Source organism: uncultured Methanobrevibacter sp. (genome assembly GCF_902769175.1).
Taxonomy (GTDB): Archaea; Methanobacteriota; Methanobacteria; order Methanobacteriales; family Methanobacteriaceae; genus Methanobrevibacter.
In genome coordinates this window covers 87,022-109,410 of sequence record NZ_CACXNW010000002.1, presented here as the reverse complement: position 1 = coordinate 109,410, position 22,389 = coordinate 87,022, and the positions used below count along the sequence as shown (strand labels likewise).

The following is a 22,389-nucleotide window of genomic DNA, read 5'->3' as shown; positions in this document are numbered from 1 at the left end:
AGCGGTATGAGAAATGCTTTCGGTAAAGCAATCAGTGTAGAAGCTTTAGTAAAAACCAATCAAAAGATCATGTCTATTGATGTAAACCCTAAAAACTTCGAAGACGCTAAAACCGCTTTAAAAAGAGCAGGTATGAAAATGCCTGTATCCTGCAGAATCGTTGTAGAAAAAGGAGCAGAATTAGTTAAATAAGCTTTTTGCTTTTTAATTATTTTCTTTTTTTAATAATTTTATTTTTTTAATTTTTTCATCAAAATTATATTTTTTGGATCTTAAGTTAATATCCAAACATTATTAACATTCAATTTTAGTGTAAATTGTTTAATAATTGTGTTTAAAGGAAGGAAAAACAATGTATGTTAAAAAATTTGAAGATTTAAGCAAAGATGATTTAGGTATTGCTGGTGGAAAAGGTGCTAATTTAGGTGAATTAACCCAAGCAGGTATTCCTGTACCTCCAGGATTTGTAGTAACCTCTAAAACTTATGATAAGTTTATGAGAGATACTGGAATTTTTAATAGTGTTATGGATATTTTAGACCAAATCGATATTAATAACACTAAAGAACTTCAAGAAGCTGCTGAAGAAATTAAAAGCATTATTATCAAAACTCCTATACCTGAAGATATTTCAACTTATATTATTGAAGCTTACAACCAATTATCCCAAAGAGTTGGGGAAGATGAAGCAGATGTAGCTATTCGTTCTTCCGCTACTGCAGAAGACTTACCAGAAGCTTCCTTTGCAGGTCAACAAGATACTTTCCTACACGTTCAAGGATTAGAAAACGTAATCGAATATGTAAGAAAATGTTGGGCTTCCTTATTTGAAGCAAGAGCTATTTTCTACAGAGAAGAAAACAACTTTGAACACTCTCAAGTGTACATTGCAGTAGTTGTTCAACAAATGGTTGACTCTGACAAGGCAGGGGTAATGTTTACTGTAAACCCATCCACCGGTGAAAACATTGCTTTAATCGAAGGATCATGGGGACTTGGTGAATCTGTAGTAAGTGGATCTGTAACTCCTGATAACTATGCTGTAGATAAAGAAACCAACAAGGTCTTAAATGTTACAATCAGTGACAAGAAAACCATGTTTACAAATGAAGAAGGAGGAATCTCCATTCAAGTTGATGTTCCTGAAGACTTAAGAAACGAAAGGGTCTTGTCTGATGATGAATTAATTGAACTTGTTGAAATGGCTAAAAGAGTGGAAGGTCACTACGGCAAACCTCAAGATACCGAATGGGCATTCCATGATGGAAACTTATTCTTATTACAATCCAGACCAATCACTACCTTAGGTGATGCTAAAGATGAATCCTCTGAAGAGGAAGTAGATTTAGAAGTATTAATCAAAGGTCTTGGTGCAAGTCCAGGTTTAGCATCAGGTACTGTAAAAGTCATTTTAGAACTTGATGAACTTGACAAGGTCCAAGAAGGAGACGTAATGGTCACCACTATGACCACTCCCGATATGGTTCCTGCTATGAAAAGAGCTACTGGTATTGTAACCGATGAAGGTGGAGTAACCTGTCACGCAGCTATTATTTCAAGAGAATTAGGTATTCCTTGTGTAGTAGGTACTGGTGATGCAACCACTACCTTAAAGGAAAACGATGAAGTTACTGCTGACGGTAAAAAAGGTTTAGTATACAAAGGCATCATCAAAGGTGCTGAAAGTGAAAAAACCGCTGAAGCTGCAGTACAAGTATCTGCAACTCCTTTAATCACTGTTACTGAAGTAAAAGCAAATGTAAGTATGGCTGAAGCAGCTCCTAAAGCAGCAGCTACTGGTGCTGATGGAGTAGGATTACTCAGAACTGAACACATGATGTTATCTACTGGTGTCCACCCTAAAAAATTCATCCTTGATGGTGATGAAGATAAATTGATTGATACAATTGCTGAAGGTGTTTTAAAAGTAGCAGATGAATTCTATCCAAAACCTGTATGGTACAGAACTCTTGATGCTCCTACTGATGAGTTCATCACCCTTGAAGGTGGAGAAGATGAACCTAGAGAACACAACCCAATGTTAGGTTGGAGAGGTATCAGAAGAGAATTGGATGAACCTGAAATCTTAAAAGCTGAATTCAAAGCAATCAAAAAGCTTCACGATAAAGGTTACAAAAACATTGGAATCATGATTCCATTATCACAACATCCTTCCGAGCTTAGAAGAGCTAAGGAATTATGTAGAGAAGTAGGTATGGAACCTCAAGTGGATGTTGAATTTGGTATGATGGTTGAAATTCCTGCAGCTGCAATCTTAATTGATGAATACATTGCAGAAGGAATTGACTTTGTAAGTCTTGGTACCAATGACTTGACCCAATACACTCTTGCAGTAGACAGAAACAATGACCTTGTTGCAAAACACTACAGAGAAGAACACCCTGCAGTAATGGCTTTAATTGAAAGAACCATTAAGCATTGTGCAGCAGCAGGTGTAACATGCAGTATCTGTGGTCAAGCAGGTAGTGTACCTCATATCGTTGAAAAACTTGTTAAATTTGGAATTACAAGTGTATCTTCCAATACTGATGCAGTAGAAGAAGTAAGAAAAACTGTTGCAAGAGCTGAAAAGAAAATCATGCTTGATGCAGCAAGAAAACAGTTATAATTCTAAATTTATTGATTTAAAAGTTAAATCTTTTAAATCTTTATTTTTTTATTTCTAACAGTTTGTTTATTCTTTTTATGTCTTATTATTTTTTTAATATTATTTTTATTATTTGATGATTGCTTAAGTTCTATCGATTTTTATGATGGGATAACATTAAAAAAATAATATTTCTTTATTTTAAAATTAAGGTGATTTTTATGAATGAAAAACCAATATTCCATGATGAGATCTTTTCTCAATTAGATAAATTTCAAGCAATGGATTGCAAATATTCTGATGGAAGAATCTTAGGTTCTATGTGTACAGAAGCACATCCTATTGCAAAAGAGGCTTTTTTTAAATTTATTGATTCTAATTTAGGGGATCCTGGTCTTTTCAAAGGAACTAAATTAATCGAAGATACCGTATTGAAAATGATTGGTTCCTTTTTATCCATTGAAAATCCTGCAGGGCATATGGTTACTGGTGGCACTGAAGCCAATATTATGGCAATAAGATCTGCAAGAAATCTTGCAAGGGATAATAAGGGAATTGAAAATGGTGAGATGATAGTTCCTAAGTCTGCTCATTTTTCATTCAAAAAAGCGGCAGATATGTTAAATTTAAAATTGATTCGTGTGGATTTAGATGAAAATTACCTCATTGACACCAAATGCGTTGAAGAGTGTGTTAATGATAATACTGTAGCTATTGTAGGCATAGCAGGAACTACTGAATTAGGCATGATAGATCCAATTGAAGACTTGTCAAAAATAGCAGTTGAAAATGATATTCACTTGCATGTGGATGCAGCATTTGGAGGATTTACAATTCCTTTCCTAAAAGAAAGAGGATATGATTTTCCTGATTTTGACTTTTCACTTGAAGGGGTAAGGTCAATTACTGTTGACCCTCATAAGATGGGGCTTTCTCCAATTCCTTCTGGAGGAATATTATTTAGAGACCAATCCTATTTGGACGCAATATCTGTTGATTTTCCTTATTTGACAGTCAAGCATCAATCCACTATTGTTGGAACCCGTTTAGGTGCCGCTTCAGCTGCAACTTATGCAGTAATGAGCTATTTAGGAAAAGAAGGATATGCTAAAAATGCTATTGAAGCTATGGAAAAAACTCATTTCCTTGCAGAAAATCTTAAAAATTTAGGTTATGAATTGATTATAGAGCCTAAATTGAATATAGTTGCTTTCAATCATCCAGATATTGAAACTGATGATTTGGCTAATTTGCTTGAAGATAAAAATTGGAAAGTTTCTTGCTCCTCTTATCCTGAAGCAATTCGGGTTATTTTAATGAATCATATTAAAAAAGAGCATTTAGTTGAACTTATAAATGATTTAGAAGAGATTTCTAAGTCTATTTAGGTTTTTTAGTTCTTTTTATTTATTATTATTTTCTATCATTTTATTATTTTTATTTATTTTTTTATTCTTATTTTTTTATTTTTATTTTACTTCTTTTTCTTATTACTTTCTATCATTCTATTATTTTTTCTTATTTTTTTATTCTAATTTTTTTTTATTTTTTTATTTTGGTTCTTATTTTTAGTTCTTTTTTTAATCCTTATTGTTTATTATTCTTTTTTGACTTTATTTCCTTTTTTCAAATGAATATTGTTTATTATTCTTTTTTGACTTTATTTCCTTTTTTCAAATGAATATTGTTTTATTTTTTTGCTATTTCATATTGTAATAGAAAACTATTTTAATAGGTATGTCTAATAAAATAAATGAAAGATTAAACGAGGTGATAAAATGAAAGGCTCTGTTTTAGCTTTAATAGTTATTGTAGTTGTACTTTTAGTAGGTGGTGCTTTTGCATTAAATTTCATGCATGATATTGCAAATGTTGCTGATAATGATGATTCAGGCACTTTTCATAAAGTAGCAGATAAGGTAGATCAAGTTACTTCATCTGATAGCTCAAGCGGTTCTTCAAATGGTGGAAGCGGCAGCGATATTGTTAGTGAAATTGTTAAACCTAATAGCCAAAATGGTGAAGGATCATATCGTGAAGTCACTTACAAAGATGGAGGTTTCCGCCAATATGACTCCGAATCTGGTGAATTGATAGGTTCTTCATATGATAAAGACCAAGAAAAGCTTGGTGTAGTTGATGGTAATTTAGAATAATTGTTTTATTTTAAATTCTTAACTTTTTTTATTTTTACTCATTTAACTATTCTTTCTATTTTTTCATTTTTTTCTATTTTTAATCATTTGACTATTTTTTCTATTTTTTCTATTTTTCACAATTTTTTATTATTTTTCACTTATCATTTTTTCATTTTTTTCTAATATTTAATTTTTCTTAGGCTTCACATATACATATTTCCAATAAAATTTTTTATTATATGCTATTGTACTTTATTATATTGAAAATTCCTTGTATATTTTTAATATTATTCCTCATCAACATTTATTTAATTGGGCTTATTTTTAATTAAATTAACTTAAATTTTTTATCATATTTTTGCTTTTGCTCAATTGTTATTTTTCACTATTTTTTTTAATTTTTCTTTCTCATTATTTTTTTTCATTGGAACTTTTGATATTGGAAAATTTTATAAATTCTAAAAAAAATATTTAATTATATGAAAAAAATAGTTACTCCTATTAGTGATGATGTAATAAATGATTTGAAGGTTGGAGATAAGATATCCCTTTCTGGGATTATGTATTGTGGGAGAGATGCAGTCTTGCCAAAATTAGTCAAATCCATAGAAAATGATGATATAGAGAAATATCCATTTGATTTTGAAGGCATGGTCATAATGCATACCGCTTTTAGTGTTGCAGGGATTGCTCCAACTACAAGCAATAAGGCTGAAATCGAATCATCAATTCCCACATTATCTGCTTCAGGAGTTAAGTTTCACATTGGGAAAGGGTCTCTATCTGAAGAGACTAAAAAAAGCTTAAATGAGCATAATTCTGTTTCTATTGTAACCCCACCTGTTGCTGCACTTTTAACAAACAATGTAATCTCTAAAAAATGTGTTGCCTATGAAGAGGAAGGAATGGAAGCATTTTTCCAATTGGAAGTAAAGGATATTCCAGGTATTGTAGCTATTGCACATGGGGAATCTTTAAAATAATCTATGAATTTATGGAGATTTATATTATTTTTCAAATGCTCTTTTTAATTTTAAATACTATTTTTTATAAAATAATAATTAGAAAAACTTTTTTAAATATTAATATTTTTTTAAACCTTAAGGAGATATTCTATGCAACGAAGAGGGACAACCAATTTACCATTACATGGAGGTCACACACCTAGATGGCTCTTTGACAGGATGACAAAGCTATCTGGTGCCATCAGTGAAGTTGTTATAGAAGAATATGGCACTAATGAGTTTTTAAACCGCATATCTGATCCCTACTGGTTTCAAGCATTTTCATGTGTCATTGGATTTGATTGGCATTCTTCAGGTACAACCACAACAACTCTCGGTGCATTGAAATCTTCAATTGATCCTGAAAAGCATGGAATTTTTATCTCTGGAGGAAAGGGAACCGCTTCACGAAAAACTCCTCAGGGAATTGAATTAGTTGGAGAAATATTCAATCTAAAAAGTTCCAATGTAACTGACATGATTAATTCAAGCAAATTGTCTGCAAAGGTAGACAATTCATGTATTCAAGATGGCTATACATTATATGTTCATAACTTCTTCATTACAGAAAAGGGAAATTGGGCAGTAGTTCAGCAAGGGATGAACACAGCTACAAAATATGCAAGGCGCTATCATTGGATGGGAGAAAATGTTTCCAGTTTTTTAGAAGACCCACATAATGGAATTTCCTGTGATAAAAAGGAAAGCAAGGCATTAAATATGGCTTCAAAGGATAGTGCTGAAGCTCAAAAAAATCAGTGTTGATTTAATCAATGACAATCCCGACTATTTAAGAAGCTATTTTAAAAGAAAAGATTCTAATCAACTTTTGCTCACTGACTTTAGCATTGAAGAGACCAATTCCCTCACATTGCCTGCTCACCATCAGGTTTTAGATATGGATTTATCTGATAAGGAGTTTGAAGTCTTAAAAAAATGCTTGGGAAATTCAGCCTGAAAAATATGAAGATTTGATTTTGCTTCAGGGGATTGGCCCTAAAAAGATAAGGGCTTTAGCTTTAATATCTGATTTGGTCTTTGGTGAGCCTGCAAGTTGGAAAGATCCAGTTAAATATTCCTTCAGTCACGGAGAAAGGATGGATTCCCATATCCTGTTGGCAGAGATGTTTATGACCATTCTATAGCAACTGTAAAGGATGCTCTTTATCAGGCAAAATTAGATAAGTATGATAAGATGAAAGCCTTAAAACGTTTAGATGATTTTATTTCTTAATTAGGGATATGTGTTTAAACGTTAAGGCGATTTTATTTCTTAATTATGGGATGTATGTTAAAAAGACTATTTTTAAAAAAAGATAAAGAAAAATAAAGATTATTCTTCTTTATTGGTTTTTCTATTTTCATCATGGATATTTACTGTTTTTCCATGAGCAGTTGGAATAACTTCAAATACTGGATTTTCAAATTCCAAATCAAATTCTTTTCCATCCATTAATAGATGTTGGAAAATAGCAAGTGCAGCAACTTCAGAATGAGGTTGTGTAGTTACAGAAACATTCCAATCAGCATTTTTATAAACTTTTGTAGGTACTTTTGCCCCACCTACGATAATCAATATGTCATCACCGGTTTCTCTCACTTCATCTACAATTTCATGAGCTTGAGATCCATACATTGTTAAATGAACTATCTTTCCACCATTTTCTCTCCAGTTCATTATGACTTCCATGTATGAATTGTTATATTCTATTTCAAAGTCTCCTCCCCATCTATCTGCAATGTCTCGAACGCTTTTCATCATGCTATGGTCTTCCTCTCCAGCTAACCATACTTTGCTTGCTCCGAATGCTCTTGCAGTCAAACAAACATGGGTTGTAATACGGGTGTCTCTTCCAATTCTGTGGTCTAATCTTAAAACGTTTATATTCATTTTTTCACTCTTTAATTCTGTCATTCTTTATTTTTTCATTAAATAGTTAGTATAAATTCCTAATTTTTTTTGTTTTATTTGTTTATTTTATTATTTTATTATTTTAGTTCATTATTTTAGTTTATTTGTTTATTTTATTATTTTATTATTTTAGTTTATTTTATTATTTTATTATTTTAGTTTATTATTTTTATTTGATTATTGTATTTTATTATTTTATTATTTTATTATTGTTGCATAATATTTAAATTAAAGCACTAAAACTTATTGAAATTGCCATTAACATTCCAAGCAATGAGAAAAGTCTTCCTAATTCATTTGAAGTTCCGAGGACATCTCCATTTGCAATCTTAAGATGTCTTTTAGCAATCAATGCAGTTAATGAACCGCCAAATGCTCCTCCAATAATTCCTATTATTCCTATGTGGAATCCTACTTTTAGGCTAAGTGCTGCAGCTAATATTAAGCATATTATTAATCCAGCAACATAATTCTTTAAGTTCATATATTTTATGAAATATTTGCCGATTCCTTCATCACTTGATGCAGAACATATGGCACAGGTTGTTAATCCTATTTTAGCTGCGATTTCAGCAACAATGATCAATAAAATCATGTTGAAATTGATTGTGTAAGCATAATTGATTAAGGATGCAAATGCAGCAATTGTAATTGTTCCTACAATGAATCCTGTGGATATTCCTCCCACTCCAGTCATAGGATCTTTCATAATGCTTAGCTTTTTCTCAGGGCTTCCATGAACCATCACCCCATCTCCAAAGTCCATCAATCCATCAAAATGATTGAATCCATTGATTAGCAATAGGAATCCATAAACGATTGCAGCTATTAGGAGCGGGTCAAAATGGATAAATCTTGCTAAAACATATGCAATTATCGCTGCAAGCAATCCAACAATTCCATTAAGAACTGGCCAAAACCAAGTCATTTTAGCCATTTCATCGATTGTTGTGTAAATGTTTAATGGAAGGATAGTTGAAAAAGTAAGCAATCCTCCAATTGAGCGTAAAACAGAGGGATTTTGCTTTTCAAAATAATCATCATTATTCTCTTCTTTCATATCATCAAATCCATATCTTTTTATTCATCAAGTATTTTTGTCATGCAACCAGCGATTAATCCTGCAAATGCATTTGATAATATAGGTCCTAATCCATATAATATTCCTGGCTTGCTTTGGCTGTATCTTCTAAAGTTTAATAGGGCCTTAGTGCCAGCTATTTGATTTGCAATTGTTGCTCCAATAAGTTGATCTGGGTAAAAATGAACCAATTTTTCATTTAAATTAATTTCACGAACTCTTCCTTTATTAAAGTCCTCTTCCATGCGGATGGCTCCAATTAAAAGGGCGTTGATATTTTTATCTTTCACTGACTTAAGCAATTGCTTTTCTAATTTTTCCTTTAACTCATCGCTTTCTTCGATTCCTTCCAAAAGGCTCATTCCAACTTCAATAACATCTTTTATGAGAATTCCTTCGCTGACAAGATAATCTAATATTCCTATGCTTAAATTGATTTTTTCTAAAGCATCTTCACAGCTGATGACAACAGCATCCTCTATTCTTTGGGTAAATTCCTTAAGGTCAACTTCATCATCTTCGTATTCCATATTGGTTATGTCCAAGCCAATTTCCATAATATAATCCTGGTCTAAGGTTTCCTCTGGAAGATTAGATGCAATCACCAGGAAATCTTCATTGTTTAGTATATTGTTTATGTGGATTGGAAAGTGAAGGGATTCAAAGAATCTTGCCTTTTGCTTTGTTGCAATTTTATAAAGTTGTATAAGGAGTTTAGGACTGAATGCATGATTCAACAGTATTATTTGTCCAAAATTAAGTTTGGCATTTTCAAATCCTTTCCAACTGTTTACAACCTTCAAATCATTATAAAAGTCTTGCACTTCAAGGTCATTGGAAATGACTGTAATGACTGTAATGTCATCGTAGCTATTGATGATATGCTCTTCCTTATCAAATCTTTGGCAGATATATCCTCCTTCAATTGCATTATTTTCTTTATATTCTTCAGTGATTTCCATTAATTCGACATCAGTTAAGTCATCATCCTCATTTTGTCTGTTAAAGTTTATGTAATTGTTTGAGAGAATCATGATATTTTCTATTATGTCGATTCCATCGCTTATTTCCAAATCGCTGAAAGTTAAAAAATAATCTGGATTGTTTATATACAATGCATCTTCATTTCTTATTAGTTCTCCGTTAACCAATTTGTTTTTGATGCTTGCAATTTCCTTTTTGTTTTTATTTTTTTTAGCCAATTAGATTCCTCTTTTAAATTGTCTGATAATCTTAAAAATGATTTTATTATTCTATTTAAATGGTTTTTTATCTTATTTAATGATTTCTTTATCCTTAATCATTTAATCTATATTTTTAAATATATTTATATAACAAATATTATTTAATTATAATTATAAATATTAATTTGAAGATTTTATATAAATTAATTTATATCATTATCATTGTTAGAATTGAAATTAATTGAATTTTAAATGATTATTTTATAACAGGGATGTAATTTTATGGTTTATATTATAGATCCACAGAGTGCAGGAATTTCTGGGAATATGATTATTGGAGCTCTTGTTGATTTGGGAGCTGATGAAGACAAGGTAAAGAATCTCATGGAAGATGTTGCATTTGATTTTGGTGAAGTGGAAGTGTCCTTATCTAAAGTGGATAAGGCAGGTATTGATGCAACATTTTGTAATGTCAAAACACTTAATGAAGAGCATGAGAATAACCATCATATTCATTTTTCAGATTTTATTGAAAAGATAGACCTTTTAAAATTTGGCGAAATTGAAAATTTAACTGATGAAATGGTTGAAATGGCTAAATCAGTTTTTAAAAGAATAGCCATTTCCGAATCAAAGGTTCATGGAAAAAGTTTAGATGAAGTTCATTTTCATGAAGTAGGTGCTGCAGATGCTGTTGCAGATGTTTTAGGTTCTATTTGTGCTTATTTTGATTTAGGTATGGATAAGGACAAGGTTGTTGGCCTTCCTATTGCTGTTGGGGGAGGAGTTGTTGAAACTGCTCATGGCAGAATCCCTGTTCCAGCTCCTGCATCTTTAGACATTCTTAAAGGATTGTCTGATAGTGAGTTTGGAGACTTTTCTAAAGGTGAAGCCAAATGCATTGGAGGTCCTGTAAACTCTGAACTGGCAACTCCTACAGGATGTGCATTATATATGGAATTCTGTGATGAGTTTTTGGAATTTGCTCCTATGATGTCTCCTGAAGAGATTGCATATGGCTGCGGTTCAAAAGACTTTGATTTCCCAAATGTTTTGAGAGTCATCAAATCAAAGCAAACAAATGAGAAACATAAGATTTGCGTTATTGAAACAAACATTGACCATATGTCTGGTGAAGAATTAGGATTCCTCTTTGACCTATTATTGATTGAAGGGGCTTCTGATGTTTCAATGGTTCCAATTACCATGAAGAAAAACAGGCCAGGTCATTTGATTAAGATCATTTGCAAGCCACGTTTAGTTGACCATTTGGTGAATATCCTGTTTAAGGAAACCGGCACTTTAGGAATTAGAATTTCTGAAAACACTCATAGAGGAGTGGCTGAAAGGCAGTTTGTTCCTTTAGACATTAATGTGGGAAATCATATCTACACAATTAACTTTAAGATAGGATTAATTGGTGATGAAATCATTTCTCATAGGCCTGAATATGAGGATTTGCGTAGAATATCTGTAGAGCAGGACATTCCTTTAATCGAAATCAGAGATGTTGCAAATACTATGATTCGTGACTTTATAGAAAATAATAGGGAGTAGAATTTTTATAATTTTTTAGAAATGGTTGAAAAATTATTTAATATGAAATTTCAGTTTATAATTTTTAAAACTTCTAAAAAAATATCTAAAGATAAAATAGAATTATTTAAATAAAACTAATCATAATTATTATATGTGAAAATATGAAAATTCCAAGATTAAATTTGGCATTGTTGTCCAGACTTTTTATCATAGTGGCTCTAATAACATTGATTTACAATGAATTTACTATCAAATCAGACATAGTGCTAATTCTATCTTTGCTATGTGCGGTTTTGTCTGTTGTCTGCATGGTTATTTTTGCTATTCAGATAAAAAGGGGAAGATTCAATAATTCTTTAAAGATAGTTGTTGAAACAGATGTTGATAGTGCTTTAAAGGATGGTGTGATTACTGAAAAGCAGGCTCAAAATATTCCAAAACGTGTTGTTCTCGATACAAAAGATCTTTTGTTGAATGTAATCTTTAACTTTGCAATTGCCAATCATTTTGATTTGATTCCAGCAGATATTCTTCATGAGGTTTTGCCTCATGTTCCAATACCTCATTTGATGCATTTATATGAGGAATCTCGTGAAATCAGTGATGACTTAAATGATTATTTCCGTTCTCAGAAGTTTGCCAATAAGGCAGATGTTATTTTACGTGCTGATGAAATAAAGGAATATTTGGCAAAAACTTATCCTTGGATGGCACCAGATACATTACAAAACACATATGACTATTTCTTTTTAGGAATTGGAAATGGATAATTTCAATTCTTTTTTCTATATTTTTTTAAGTAATTAAATCGATATTTCTAATAATTTTTTATAATCTTTTTTTTAAAAATAAAATTTCAGTTATCTTTTTTTAAATAAAAATACTTTGAATTAATATGAATATTTTTAAAAGGAGCAGTTTTATATTGTTATTTAGAAATTTTCAATAAAAATAGTTTTTTTTTAGTTAAGTAAATAAGGTGTAAAGAGATTAGAAAATCTCTAAAAAAAAATAATAAATGGTAATAAGAATTACCATTATTCATCTAAAGGTTTAATCAGCATTAAGCTGTCTCCTGCATTAACAGTATCTCCTTCTTCTACGAAAATTTGTTCAACAATACCGTCTTCTTCAGCATAGATATCGTTTTCCATTTTCATAGCTTCAAGAACTGCTACTACAGAACCTTTTTGTACCTTATCACCAGTATTTACTTTGATTTTAAGTACCATACCTTGCATGGATGCAGTAAGTGCACCTTGTACTGGTCCTACATTTCCACCTTTCTTCTCTTCAATTTGCAAGTATCCTGTAGGTATGATCTTGACATCAAAGACATCCCCATCAACTTCTACAGAGTATTCGGTTGGAATAGCTCCTAAGTCATTATCGCCAACATCTGCGATTTTTTTAGCTTCTGGGAATTCTTCTTCTTCAAGTTCTCCTTTAAGGAATTGTTTAGCTACTGGAGGTAACATTGCAAGGGTAAGAACATCCTCTTCTTTGTTGATGATTCCTAATTCTTCCCCTTCTTTCTTGAAGTTTTCATATTCAGGCTCTATTAAATCTGCAGGTCTGCAGGTAATAGGCTCTTCATCACCAATGATCTTTTTAGCAATTTCTTGATTGATTGGTGCTGGAGAACGTCCATAGTAACCTTTCATATAATCTTTTACTTCGTTAGATACGATTTTGTATCTTTCCCCATTAATGACATTCATTACTGCTTGAATACCAACAATTTGGCTTGTTGGAGTTACAAGTGGAGGGTATCCCATGTCTTCTCTTACACGAGGCATTTCTTCCAATACGTCTTGATATCTGTCTAAAGCATTTTGTTGCTTTAATTGTGAAATCAAGTTGGAGAGCATTCCTCCAGGGATTTGGTACATCAATACATCAGTATCAATTCTTTCACTGATTGGATCGATGTATCCTTCGTATTTTTCTCTAAGGGTTTCAAAGTATTTCTTAATTTGATTTAAAATTTTCAAATCAAGTTCAGTGTCATATTCAGTTCCTTGAAGTGATGCTACAATACTTTCTGTTGGTGGTTGGGAAGTACCCCAAGCAATAGGTGAGATTGCAGTGTCTAAAATATCTACACCTGCTTGGCATGCAGCATAATAACTGATAGGAGTCATACCACTGGTACAGTGTGAATGTAAGTTTACGAGCAAATCAGTTTCTTCTTTTAATCTGCTGACTAATTCGAATACGACTGCTGGGCTAATCAAACCAGCCATATCCTTAATAGCTATTGAATCACATTCAAGTGCTTCAAGCTCTTTAGCAAATTCTACAAATTTGTCTACAGTGTGAACTGGACTGATAGTGTAACTGATAGTTCCTTGAACATGAGCGCCTTGAGCTTTAGCTACTTTAATGGATTGTTCCATATTTCTTATATCGTTCATTGCATCAAAAATTCTAAAAATGTCAATACCGTTTTCATAGGATTTTTCTACAAATTTTGTTACGATATCATCAGCATAATGTTTGTATCCTAATAAGTTTTGGCCTCTGAGGAGCATTTGCAATGGAGTTTCTGTAAAATTTTCCTTTAATATTCTTAATCTTTCCCATGGGTCTTCATTTAAATATCTTATACAAGTATCAAAGGTAGCTCCACCCCATGCTTCAATAGCATGATAACCAACCTTATCCATTTCCTCAATAATAGGCTCCATATCTCTTGTTCTCATTCTGGTTGCCAAGAGGGATTGGTGAGCATCTCTGAATGCAGTTTCTGTAATTTTTACTTTCATCTTTACACCTCACTAATATTCTAAAATTTTAGTAAATTTTATTAAATTGTTAATGTTTTATTTAACAATAAATTCTAATCACATAAGATTATTTTTTATTATATTATTATTTATTGTTATAATTACTAATAAATTTTATCTATTTTATGTTAATAGTTAATAATAAATTAATTAGTTTATATGTGAAGTTTGTTCCTTAAAAAAATTAAAAATAGTAATTTACTGTATTAAAAATTAATTTAACTGAATCTTATTAGAAAAATAAAAAAAGTTAGATGATTATATCAAAAATCAAGTAAATTAGTAAGTAATTTATTAATTTTTATTTAAGTTAATTAGTAAAAACAGTGAAAAGTGAAAGAGTTATTAATTTTTATTTAAGTTAATTAGTAAAAACAGTGAAAAGTGAAAAAGTTATTATTTTTATCTTAGTTATTTTTTAAATTAATTTTAAAGAGTAAAAAAAGTTATTAATTTTTATTTTAGTTATTTTTTAAATTAATTTTAAAGAGTAAAAAAAGTTATTAATTTTTATTTAAGTTAATTAGTAAAATAAGTAGAAGCTAAGAATGTAAAAAGTAAAATAAGTAAAAAGAAAAAAAGTAAAAAGTTAAGAAATAAATCTTAACGTTCTATTTCTCCGTTGATGAATGCTTCAACATTTGCTGCTGCTTCATTATCAGTAAATTGGATTGGAGGATGTTTCATAACATAAGATGAGATGGATGTTAATTGTCCACCGATTCCTCTTTCTAAACCTAATTTACAGCAACGGATTGCATCAATCACACAACCTGCAGAGTTAGGAGAATCTTCTACACTTAATCTAAGTTCAATATCCATTGGTACATCTCCAAAGGTTTTACCTTCCATTCTCAAGAAACAGATCTTGTTGTCTTTTTGCCATGGTACGTAATCACTTGGACCAATGTGGATGTCATGAGGATCCATTCTTTCTGCAAGAACTGATTGAACAGCTTCAGTTTTAGATTCTTTTTTAGAGTCTAAACGTTTTCTGTTAAGCATGTTTAAGAAGTCAGTATTTCCACCAGTATTGATTTGATAGGTGTGGACTAATTTCACTCCTCTTTCTTTAAATAAATTACTTAAAGTTCTGTGAGTAATGGTTGCACCAATTTGTGCTTTAATGTCGTCACCAACAGTAGGGATTCCTTTTTCTCTGAATTTAGCATCCCATTCTGGGTCACTTACGATAAATACTGGCATACAGTTGATATAAGCAATTTCTGCATCTAATGCACATTGTGCATAGAATCTTGCTGCTTCTTCAGAACCTACTGGCAAGTAACTGAGTAATATTTCTGCTCCGCTTTCTTTCAAGACTTCAACAACATCAACAGGTTCACAGTCTGCAACTTTAAATGTGTAGTCTTCCTCAAATTCAGACATATGTTCACTTACACCATCAAGGACAGGTCCCATTTGAACAACTACATCGCTTTTTGGTATTTCTGCTTGGAAAATGGTAGTACAGTTTGGTTTTGCAAAGATTGCTTCATCCACAGTTTTGCCTACTTTTCTTTCATCAATATCAAAAGCAGCAACTACTTCAATGTCAGTTGGATTCCAATCTCCAATTTTCCAGTGCATGAGACCAATTGCATCTTCAGGATTTTTATCCTTATAATAAAAAAGTCCTTGTATAAGAGAGCTTGCACAGTTTCCAATTCCTACAACCGCTATTTTAATTTTACTCATTTCTTTCACCAGTAAATACAATAATTATTTAATAATTCTTTTAAATTTATTTTTTAATTTTTATCCAATTTGGAATATTTTTTAAATTATGTTCAATTAGATATTTTCATAAATTTATATAAACTTCATTGAATAAATTATAAATTATGTTATTTTAATATATTTTAATTAGTTTATAAATCTTTTTATATTCTATATATAATTTGTATTCTTAATGACTTTTTTTTATTGGTGGTTAAATGGGTAAAGTAATTTTAATAGCATTTTATTTCAATCAGGTAAATGAAATTGCTTCAAAGCGTTTAAGGGCATTAGCAAAATATTTGCCTCAGTTTGGATGGGAACCTATTGTGATTGTTCCGGACTTAGGTTCAATTCCAAAAGAAAACAATGATTTAAACTGCAGAATAGTCTACACAGAATATGAAGATATGTTTGCTCATTTTTCTAATAAGCTAAAACCTTCCAAAACTTCTAAAAAAGACATTAATGCAGATTTTAGCAAGGAATCTGATGCATATGATGAAGCAAATGATTCCAAAGAAATGCTAAAGGATTCAAGCTCTTTTTCAAATCCATTGGTTTCAAAGGCTATTTCAATTGCAGGAGAAGTTTTTGCATATCCTGATGGGATGAAATATTGGCATAATTCTGCATATGATGCAGCTTCTAAGATTATTGAAGAAGAGGAAATTGATGGAATCATAAGCTCTTCATGGCCTATAACCTGCCACACAATTGCAAAGGATTTAAAGGACAATTATGGTATTCCATGGATTGCAGACTTAAGGGATCTCTGGAACTTGAATCCCTACGTTTCACACACTTTTATAAGAAATCATTTTGAAAGGAAACTGGAATTAAGGACATTTGAAAATGTGGATGTATTGACAACTACAACTGATTTGGCAGGAAAAACATTATCCACTTTACACCCAAAGAGCAGAATAGTTCCAATATTATCTGGTTATGATGAGGATGACTTTAGATTCTTAAATTCAATCATTGAAAATAAGGATTTTGATGAAGTTAATGATGAAGATGATGCTTTATCAAGGTCTGATAAATTAAAATTCATTTATGCAGGATCTTTATATGGTGGAAAAAGGAATCCTACAAATCTCTTTAAGGCCATTTGTCAATTAGGGGATGAAAATAAGTTGGACTCATCAAAACTGTCTCTGGAATTTTATGGAGACAGCACAAATCTAGAAGAGATTGCCTCTAAATACGGTCTTTCAGCTATTGTAAAAATTGGAGGAAAAATCCCTCACGAAGATGTGTTGAAAAAGCAGTTGGATAGTGACATACTTCTATTGATTTCATGGAATGATGAGAAGGAAAGGATGTTCATTCCAGGAAAGATTTATGAATACTTTGCACTTGGAAAACCTGTCTTATCCATTGGCTATAAGGAAGGTTCATTAAAGGATTTGATTGAAGAGACTAATGTGGGATATCATGTCTCAGATTTGGAGTCAACTAAAGATGTCTTATTAAAACTTTATAATGAATTTATAGAAAATGGGGCTATTGAATTAAATTCAGACATTGACATTAAAGATTATTCCATGGAAAATATGGCTAAGAAATTTGCTGTTTTATTAGATGAATTGAATAAAAGATAAGCCAAAAGTAAGTGGTGGCTTTTTTATGAAAAATAATAAATGTCAATTAGTAAAGAATAAAATAATTAATAATTGAATAATAAATAAATTTATACTTAAAAAATAATATATTTTATATTGATATGGATTACTGAAATTACAGAGGGATTTAATGAACGCTTATTTAGAAATTATTCGTCCAGGAAATGCAGTTATGGCAGCTATTGCCGTAATCTTGATGATGTTTGTTGGCCATTATTATGATTTGCCTATAATCATCTGTGCATTGATTGTTTTTGTATGTACAGCTGCAGGAAATACTATAAATGATGTTTTTGATTATAAGATAGATGCAATCAACAAGCCGAGTCGTCCGATTCCTTCTGGAAGGATAAGCGTTGAAAATGCAAGAAAATATTCTTATTTCCTATTTGCAATTGGAGTTGCATTAAGTTTAGTGTGCAGCTATTTAGTTAATTCAATTTGGCCTTCTGTAATCGTCATTCCTGCTGTAATCATAATGTATCTTTATGCAAGAAACTTAAAGGCTATGCCTTTAGTTGGAAATATCACTGTTGCTACTTTAACAGGGTTCTGCTTTGTAATTGCAGGTACTGTCATAGCTTGTGCAACTAATTCATTAAAGATCTTATTCATTTCAATATACCTAGGATTATTTGCAACCTTTATGACTTTAGCTCGTGAAATCGTTAAGGATATGGAGGACATCGAAGGAGACAAGTTGGAAGGGGCAAGGACTTTTCCTATTTTATATGGAAAGAAAATCTCATCAATCATTTCCATTATTTTAATTGTTGTAACTACTTTGATGTGTCCAATTCTTTATATCTTCAAGATTTTCAATATTTCATATATGATTATCATGATAATTCCAATAATCATATTCCTATACAGCACTTATAGCTTGAAATTGAATCCTCCGGAAGAAACATGTGCAAAGGTTTCTAAAAATCTTAAGATTGCGATGCTAATCAGTTTTGTAGCATTTGTAGTTGGATCTTTTAATATTTTCAGTTTTGCTTAATGAGGTATTTTTTTATAATTATTATTTTTACAAATTTTATAATTCTTATTATTTTATTTGTTTTTGATTATGATGGTGAATAGCATTAGTGAATAATTTAAATTGGATTAGTGAATAGTGTTAGTTGATGCAAATTAAATTGGATTTGTGAATAGTGTTAGTTGATGCAATATTAAATTTGATTAATAAATGGGATTAGTGTTAGAATGATTTTTAAGAATATTTCCAAAGATTTGAATATCTCCCGAAAGGATTGTTTTTATTTATTTATTTTAACAGTTTTCAGCATCATCATAACATATTCCCTTATAAACCTCAATGAGAATATTGGATTATACTGTTCAGATGTATTTATTTACTTAACTAATTCTTTAGCCCTTGCAGGTTATGGTGCTACTCGAGAATATCTCTATTTATCTCCTTTAATCTGCTTTTTAACATCTATTTTATTTAGATTAGGATTATTGTCTGAAGTTTCTCTTTACATAGTTACTGGCGCATTTGCCATTTTTGGAAATATTGGAATATATGTATTTTTAAAGAACAGGTTCAGTTCTTTGTTAAGCCTTTGTGGAGGAATCCTTTTTGGAAGCTTTTCTCTGAATCTTCTTTGGTGGGCTAATGGAACATTGGATGTCCCTGCTGTAAGCCTATCAATATGGACAATGATTTTCATCATTTGTGCTATTGATAAGGATTCAAAATATTATCTGTTGGCTTTTCCATTATTGGTTTTAGCTATTTTCACACGCTACACTACATTATTCCTATTGCCTTTGATATTACTTTACTATCTTTCCTATCATGATTTCTTCACTAATTTAGACTTATTGTTTTTAGATTGGAAGAAATTTCTAGGAAAACTAAAAAAATACATTAAATGGGAAGAATTTAGAAACATATTAAAAGCCTGTGTATTGGCATTTGTTTTATTTGCATTGATTTCCGCAGCAATCATAAATTCTGGCTCACATTTGTCATTCTTAACACAAGGCTCTACATTTGCATCTGGGTCTAAAGGTGAGGTAATAGATAATGCATATACTGATGACACATTTTTCTACCTTCATGATTTCCCAAATTTCCTATTTGCAGACCATGTGATTTTTGACAATGTAATACCTGTTTTGATTGGTTCTACATATCTTTCATACTTGTTGATTGGATTGTTTGCGTTTGGAATTGTTTTATCTGCATATAAACTAATTAAGGGCAGAAAAAAAGATGATTTGGATGAGGATTATGATAATTGTTCTGATAATGATTTAGCTATTGATGATGGAAAAAATTCAGAAAAAGGATTGAAAAACAAATCTTTTAAACTGGTCTTTAACTGCTTTGTTGCAGTTATATTCATTGGAATTATTGTAGCTGCAGTATTAAGCTTTAGGATTAATTCAATCATAACAATTGGCCTTCTATTGGTTGATTTTGTAATCCTATTTTCAATCTTTAGGAAAAAAGGCATTTCCAGAGATGATTATTCATTAAATGTCCTTATGATTGCATGGTTTTTGGTTTACTTTATCTTTTTCACATTTTTGAACATTAAGGTGAACAGATATATTATTACTGTATTTCCATCTTTCATTTACTTTGTTATTTTAGCACTTGATGGAATTTTAGAATTGTCTCAAAGATTTAAGTTTTTAGAGATTAATAGTAAAAATATTTTAAATCTTATTCCAATAATCCTAATTATATTCTGTGTATTCTCTGCCTTCACATTCCCTGGAACTGTTCATTATGACCAAGATTTCAATAAGAACAAAGTGATTGCAGATTATCTGATTAATTATGATTCTGATTATAGTTCAAAAGAGATTGCAGCATATAGTCAAAGGTCTCTTAATTGGTATTTAAAGGATAATGCCATTGCATTAAGGGATGATCAGTTAGACTATTTGGAAGCAAGCAATATAACCTATTACATTTCCGATGGCAATTTTGATTTAGTGAATTATACCATGATTTATGATAAGGATGGATTATACTTGTATGAACGGAATAATTAAGAATTTTTTTAATTTGGATGAAATTTAATAATGGTGAAAATGTGGTGCTAATAAAGTTAGCAATAAAAAGCATATAATGAATGCTAATAATAAAAGGTTAGTAATAAAAAGCCGATAAGATGATAATAATAGAAGTTAATAAAAAAAGTTACTAATAAAAAGTTAATAATAAAAATAATTAATATGGTGAATTTTATGAAAATATTACATGTTGCACATTTCTTTATCCCTTGCTTATCTGCTGGTGGAGTAGTTAATGCCAGCTATCAAATTGCATCTAAGGAGAGCAAGGATAATGATGTAAAGGTGATTACTTCAGATTCATGTAAGGAAAGATTAAAATTCCCTAATGGTCGTTATGATGTTGATGTAGATGGCATCAAGGTTGATTACTTTAAAAACCTGTCAAATCGATTTAAGCTTGCTACAATGTTAGACACACCACTTGCAGCTCCTTTTAGAATCAGAAAGGATATTAAGAATTATGAAATCATCCATATTCACGAACATAGGCAAACATTGGCTATAATTGTAAGTCATTTTGCTAGAAAAAACAATATTCCATATATTGTACAGGCTCATGGATCTGTACTTCCATTTTTCCAAAAGGAAGGATTGAAAAATCTTTTTGATAAGGCATTCGGATTTAGGATTCTTCATAATGCATCATGTGTATTTGCATTAACTGAAGTTGAAAAGGAACAGTATCTGAAAATGGGTGTAGATGAGGATAAAATTGAAATTGTTCCTCTTGGTATCAATTTGGAAGAGTATGAAAATATTCCTGAAAAGGGCAAATTCAAATCTAAATTCAATATTGGAGATGATGATAAATTAGTTCTTTTTGTAGGTAGGCTCCATGAGATTAAAGGACTTGACTTATTGATTGATGCCTTCAATGATTTGATTCATGATAATGGGGATAATGATGAAAATTCTTCTATTAAATTAGCTATTGTTGGTCCTGATGATGGATATTTATCTAAATTGGAAGAAAAGATTGAGAAGTATTCATTGGAAGGGAATGTGATCGTTACTGGTCTCTTGTATAAAGAGGAAAAGCAGGAAGCCTTAGTAGACTCAGATTTATTTGTAATGCCTTCTAAATACGAGTCATTTACATCAAGTGGACTTGAAGCAATGGCATGTGGAAAACCATTGGTTTTAACAAAAAACAATCATATTCATGATTGGGTCGATGGTAACGTTGGCATCGCTTGTGATGATGATAGGGATTCCTTGAGAAAAGCTATTGAAAAGCTTTTATTTGATGAAGAATTATCTAATTCATTTGGCGAAAATGGCAGGAAGCTCATTAATGAAAAGTATAATTGGGACATGATTAACAATCAAATCATAAGCATCTATAAAAGATTTTTATGATTTTATTTTTCACTTTTTTTTAAATTCTTTCTAAATCTTCAATGTTTTTTAGGGTTTATTTTTTTCACTTTTTTTTTAAATTCTTTCTAAATCTTCAATGTCTATCTTTTTTTAAACTATCATTTCCTTTTTTAAATTTTTAGCTTTTTTTTCATTTCTAAACTTTTTCTTTTTTGCATCATTATTATTTCTTTTTAAAATAATTGTTTTTTGAAATAATATTTTATCTAATTTTGTTTTATAATTTAAATCAATATTTTATTAAATTTTCTAATTTTAATCTAATAAATATGATTTTTCAGTAAAATAAATACATAATATTTAAATCTGATAAATTATATATACTATATTATTATTAAATTAAAGTGTGATTTTTATATTTTTTT

Annotated in this window: 16 protein-coding genes and 1 pseudogene; 12 read left to right on the top strand and 5 right to left on the bottom strand. The window is 30.6% G+C overall.

Annotated features, from left to right (window positions below; genetic code table 11):
- The 6 genes and pseudogenes from QZV12_RS01220 to QZV12_RS01195 all read left to right on the top strand — a co-directional run.
- Nucleotides 1–192: ribosomal protein L16 (locus QZV12_RS01220; RefSeq protein WP_295615939.1), on the top strand; the 192-nt coding region annotated here is incomplete at its 5' end.
- Between the two features lie 160 nt (nt 193–352).
- Nucleotides 353–2,629, top strand: a complete 2,277-nt coding sequence (ppsA, locus tag QZV12_RS01215; RefSeq protein ID WP_295615936.1) for a phosphoenolpyruvate synthase — start codon at nt 353–355, stop codon at nt 2,627–2,629.
- Between the two features lie 200 nt (nt 2,630–2,829).
- A complete protein-coding gene (mfnA, locus tag QZV12_RS01210; protein WP_295615933.1) occupies nt 2,830–3,996 on the top strand; it encodes a tyrosine decarboxylase MfnA in 1,167 nt (388 codons plus the stop codon).
- Between the two features lie 390 nt (nt 3,997–4,386).
- Nucleotides 4,387–4,764, top strand: coding sequence for a flagellar protein, FliL (locus QZV12_RS01205; protein WP_295615930.1), 378 nt, complete (start codon nt 4,387–4,389; stop codon nt 4,762–4,764).
- Between the two features lie 461 nt (nt 4,765–5,225).
- Complete coding sequence (locus QZV12_RS01200; protein ID WP_295615927.1) at nt 5,226–5,729, top strand: fumarate hydratase C-terminal domain-containing protein; 504 nt, start codon at nt 5,226–5,228, stop codon at nt 5,727–5,729.
- Between the two features lie 132 nt (nt 5,730–5,861).
- Nucleotides 5,862–6,984: pseudogene (locus tag QZV12_RS01195) on the top strand (DUF763 domain-containing protein).
- 99 nt (nt 6,985–7,083) lie between these two features.
- On the opposite strand, the gene QZV12_RS01190 reads toward QZV12_RS01195, so the two are convergent.
- The 3 genes from QZV12_RS01190 to QZV12_RS01180 form a co-directional block, all read right to left on the bottom strand.
- On the bottom strand, nt 7,084–7,641 hold the full coding sequence (locus tag QZV12_RS01190) for a tRNA (cytidine(56)-2'-O)-methyltransferase (protein WP_295615924.1): 558 nt from the start codon (nt 7,639–7,641) through the stop codon (nt 7,084–7,086).
- Nucleotides 7,642–7,885: 244 nt separating this feature from the next.
- Nucleotides 7,886–8,722: an adenosylcobinamide-GDP ribazoletransferase gene (cobS, locus tag QZV12_RS01185; RefSeq protein ID WP_295615921.1), complete on the bottom strand. Its 837-nt coding sequence runs from the start codon at nt 8,720–8,722 to the stop codon at nt 7,886–7,888.
- Between the two features lie 20 nt (nt 8,723–8,742).
- A complete protein-coding gene (locus tag QZV12_RS01180; protein WP_295615918.1) occupies nt 8,743–9,945 on the bottom strand; it encodes a phosphatidylglycerophosphatase in 1,203 nt (400 codons plus the stop codon).
- Between the two features lie 264 nt (nt 9,946–10,209).
- On the opposite strand from QZV12_RS01180, the gene larC reads away from it, so the two are divergent.
- Together larC and QZV12_RS01170 are read left to right on the top strand one after the other, a co-directional pair.
- Nucleotides 10,210–11,484, top strand: coding sequence for a nickel pincer cofactor biosynthesis protein LarC (larC, locus tag QZV12_RS01175; protein ID WP_295615915.1), 1,275 nt, complete (start codon nt 10,210–10,212; stop codon nt 11,482–11,484).
- Nucleotides 11,485–11,627: 143 nt separating this feature from the next.
- Nucleotides 11,628–12,236 carry a hypothetical protein gene (locus QZV12_RS01170; RefSeq protein ID WP_295615912.1) on the top strand — a complete coding sequence of 203 codons (609 nt, stop codon included), beginning with the start codon at nt 11,628–11,630 and terminating at the stop codon, nt 12,234–12,236.
- Nucleotides 12,237–12,503: 267 nt separating this feature from the next.
- Here QZV12_RS01170 and oadA read toward each other — a convergent pair whose 3' ends face one another.
- Entirely contained in the window at nt 12,504–14,234 is a 1,731-nt protein-coding gene (gene oadA, locus QZV12_RS01165) for a sodium-extruding oxaloacetate decarboxylase subunit alpha (RefSeq protein ID WP_295615909.1), read from the bottom strand.
- Between the two features lie 624 nt (nt 14,235–14,858).
- On the bottom strand, nt 14,859–15,953 hold the full coding sequence (locus QZV12_RS01160) for an inositol-3-phosphate synthase (protein ID WP_295615906.1): 1,095 nt from the start codon (nt 15,951–15,953) through the stop codon (nt 14,859–14,861).
- A gap of 239 nt (nt 15,954–16,192) precedes the next feature.
- Between QZV12_RS01160 and QZV12_RS01155 the strand changes: the two genes are divergently transcribed.
- The 4 genes from QZV12_RS01155 (at nt 16,193) to QZV12_RS01140 (ending at nt 22,003) form a co-directional block, all read left to right on the top strand.
- Nucleotides 16,193–17,581: a glycosyltransferase gene (locus tag QZV12_RS01155; protein WP_295615904.1), complete on the top strand. Its 1,389-nt coding sequence runs from the start codon at nt 16,193–16,195 to the stop codon at nt 17,579–17,581.
- Nucleotides 17,582–17,732: 151 nt separating this feature from the next.
- Nucleotides 17,733–18,605, top strand: coding sequence for a UbiA family prenyltransferase (locus QZV12_RS01150; RefSeq protein ID WP_295615901.1), 873 nt, complete (start codon nt 17,733–17,735; stop codon nt 18,603–18,605).
- A 206-nt stretch (nt 18,606–18,811) separates the two neighbouring features.
- Nucleotides 18,812–20,620, top strand: coding sequence for a glycosyltransferase family 39 protein (locus QZV12_RS01145; protein ID WP_295615898.1), 1,809 nt, complete (start codon nt 18,812–18,814; stop codon nt 20,618–20,620).
- Nucleotides 20,621–20,815: 195 nt separating this feature from the next.
- Entirely contained in the window at nt 20,816–22,003 is a 1,188-nt protein-coding gene (locus QZV12_RS01140; RefSeq protein ID WP_295615894.1) for a glycosyltransferase, read from the top strand.
- Nucleotides 22,004–22,389 lie beyond the last annotated feature (386 nt).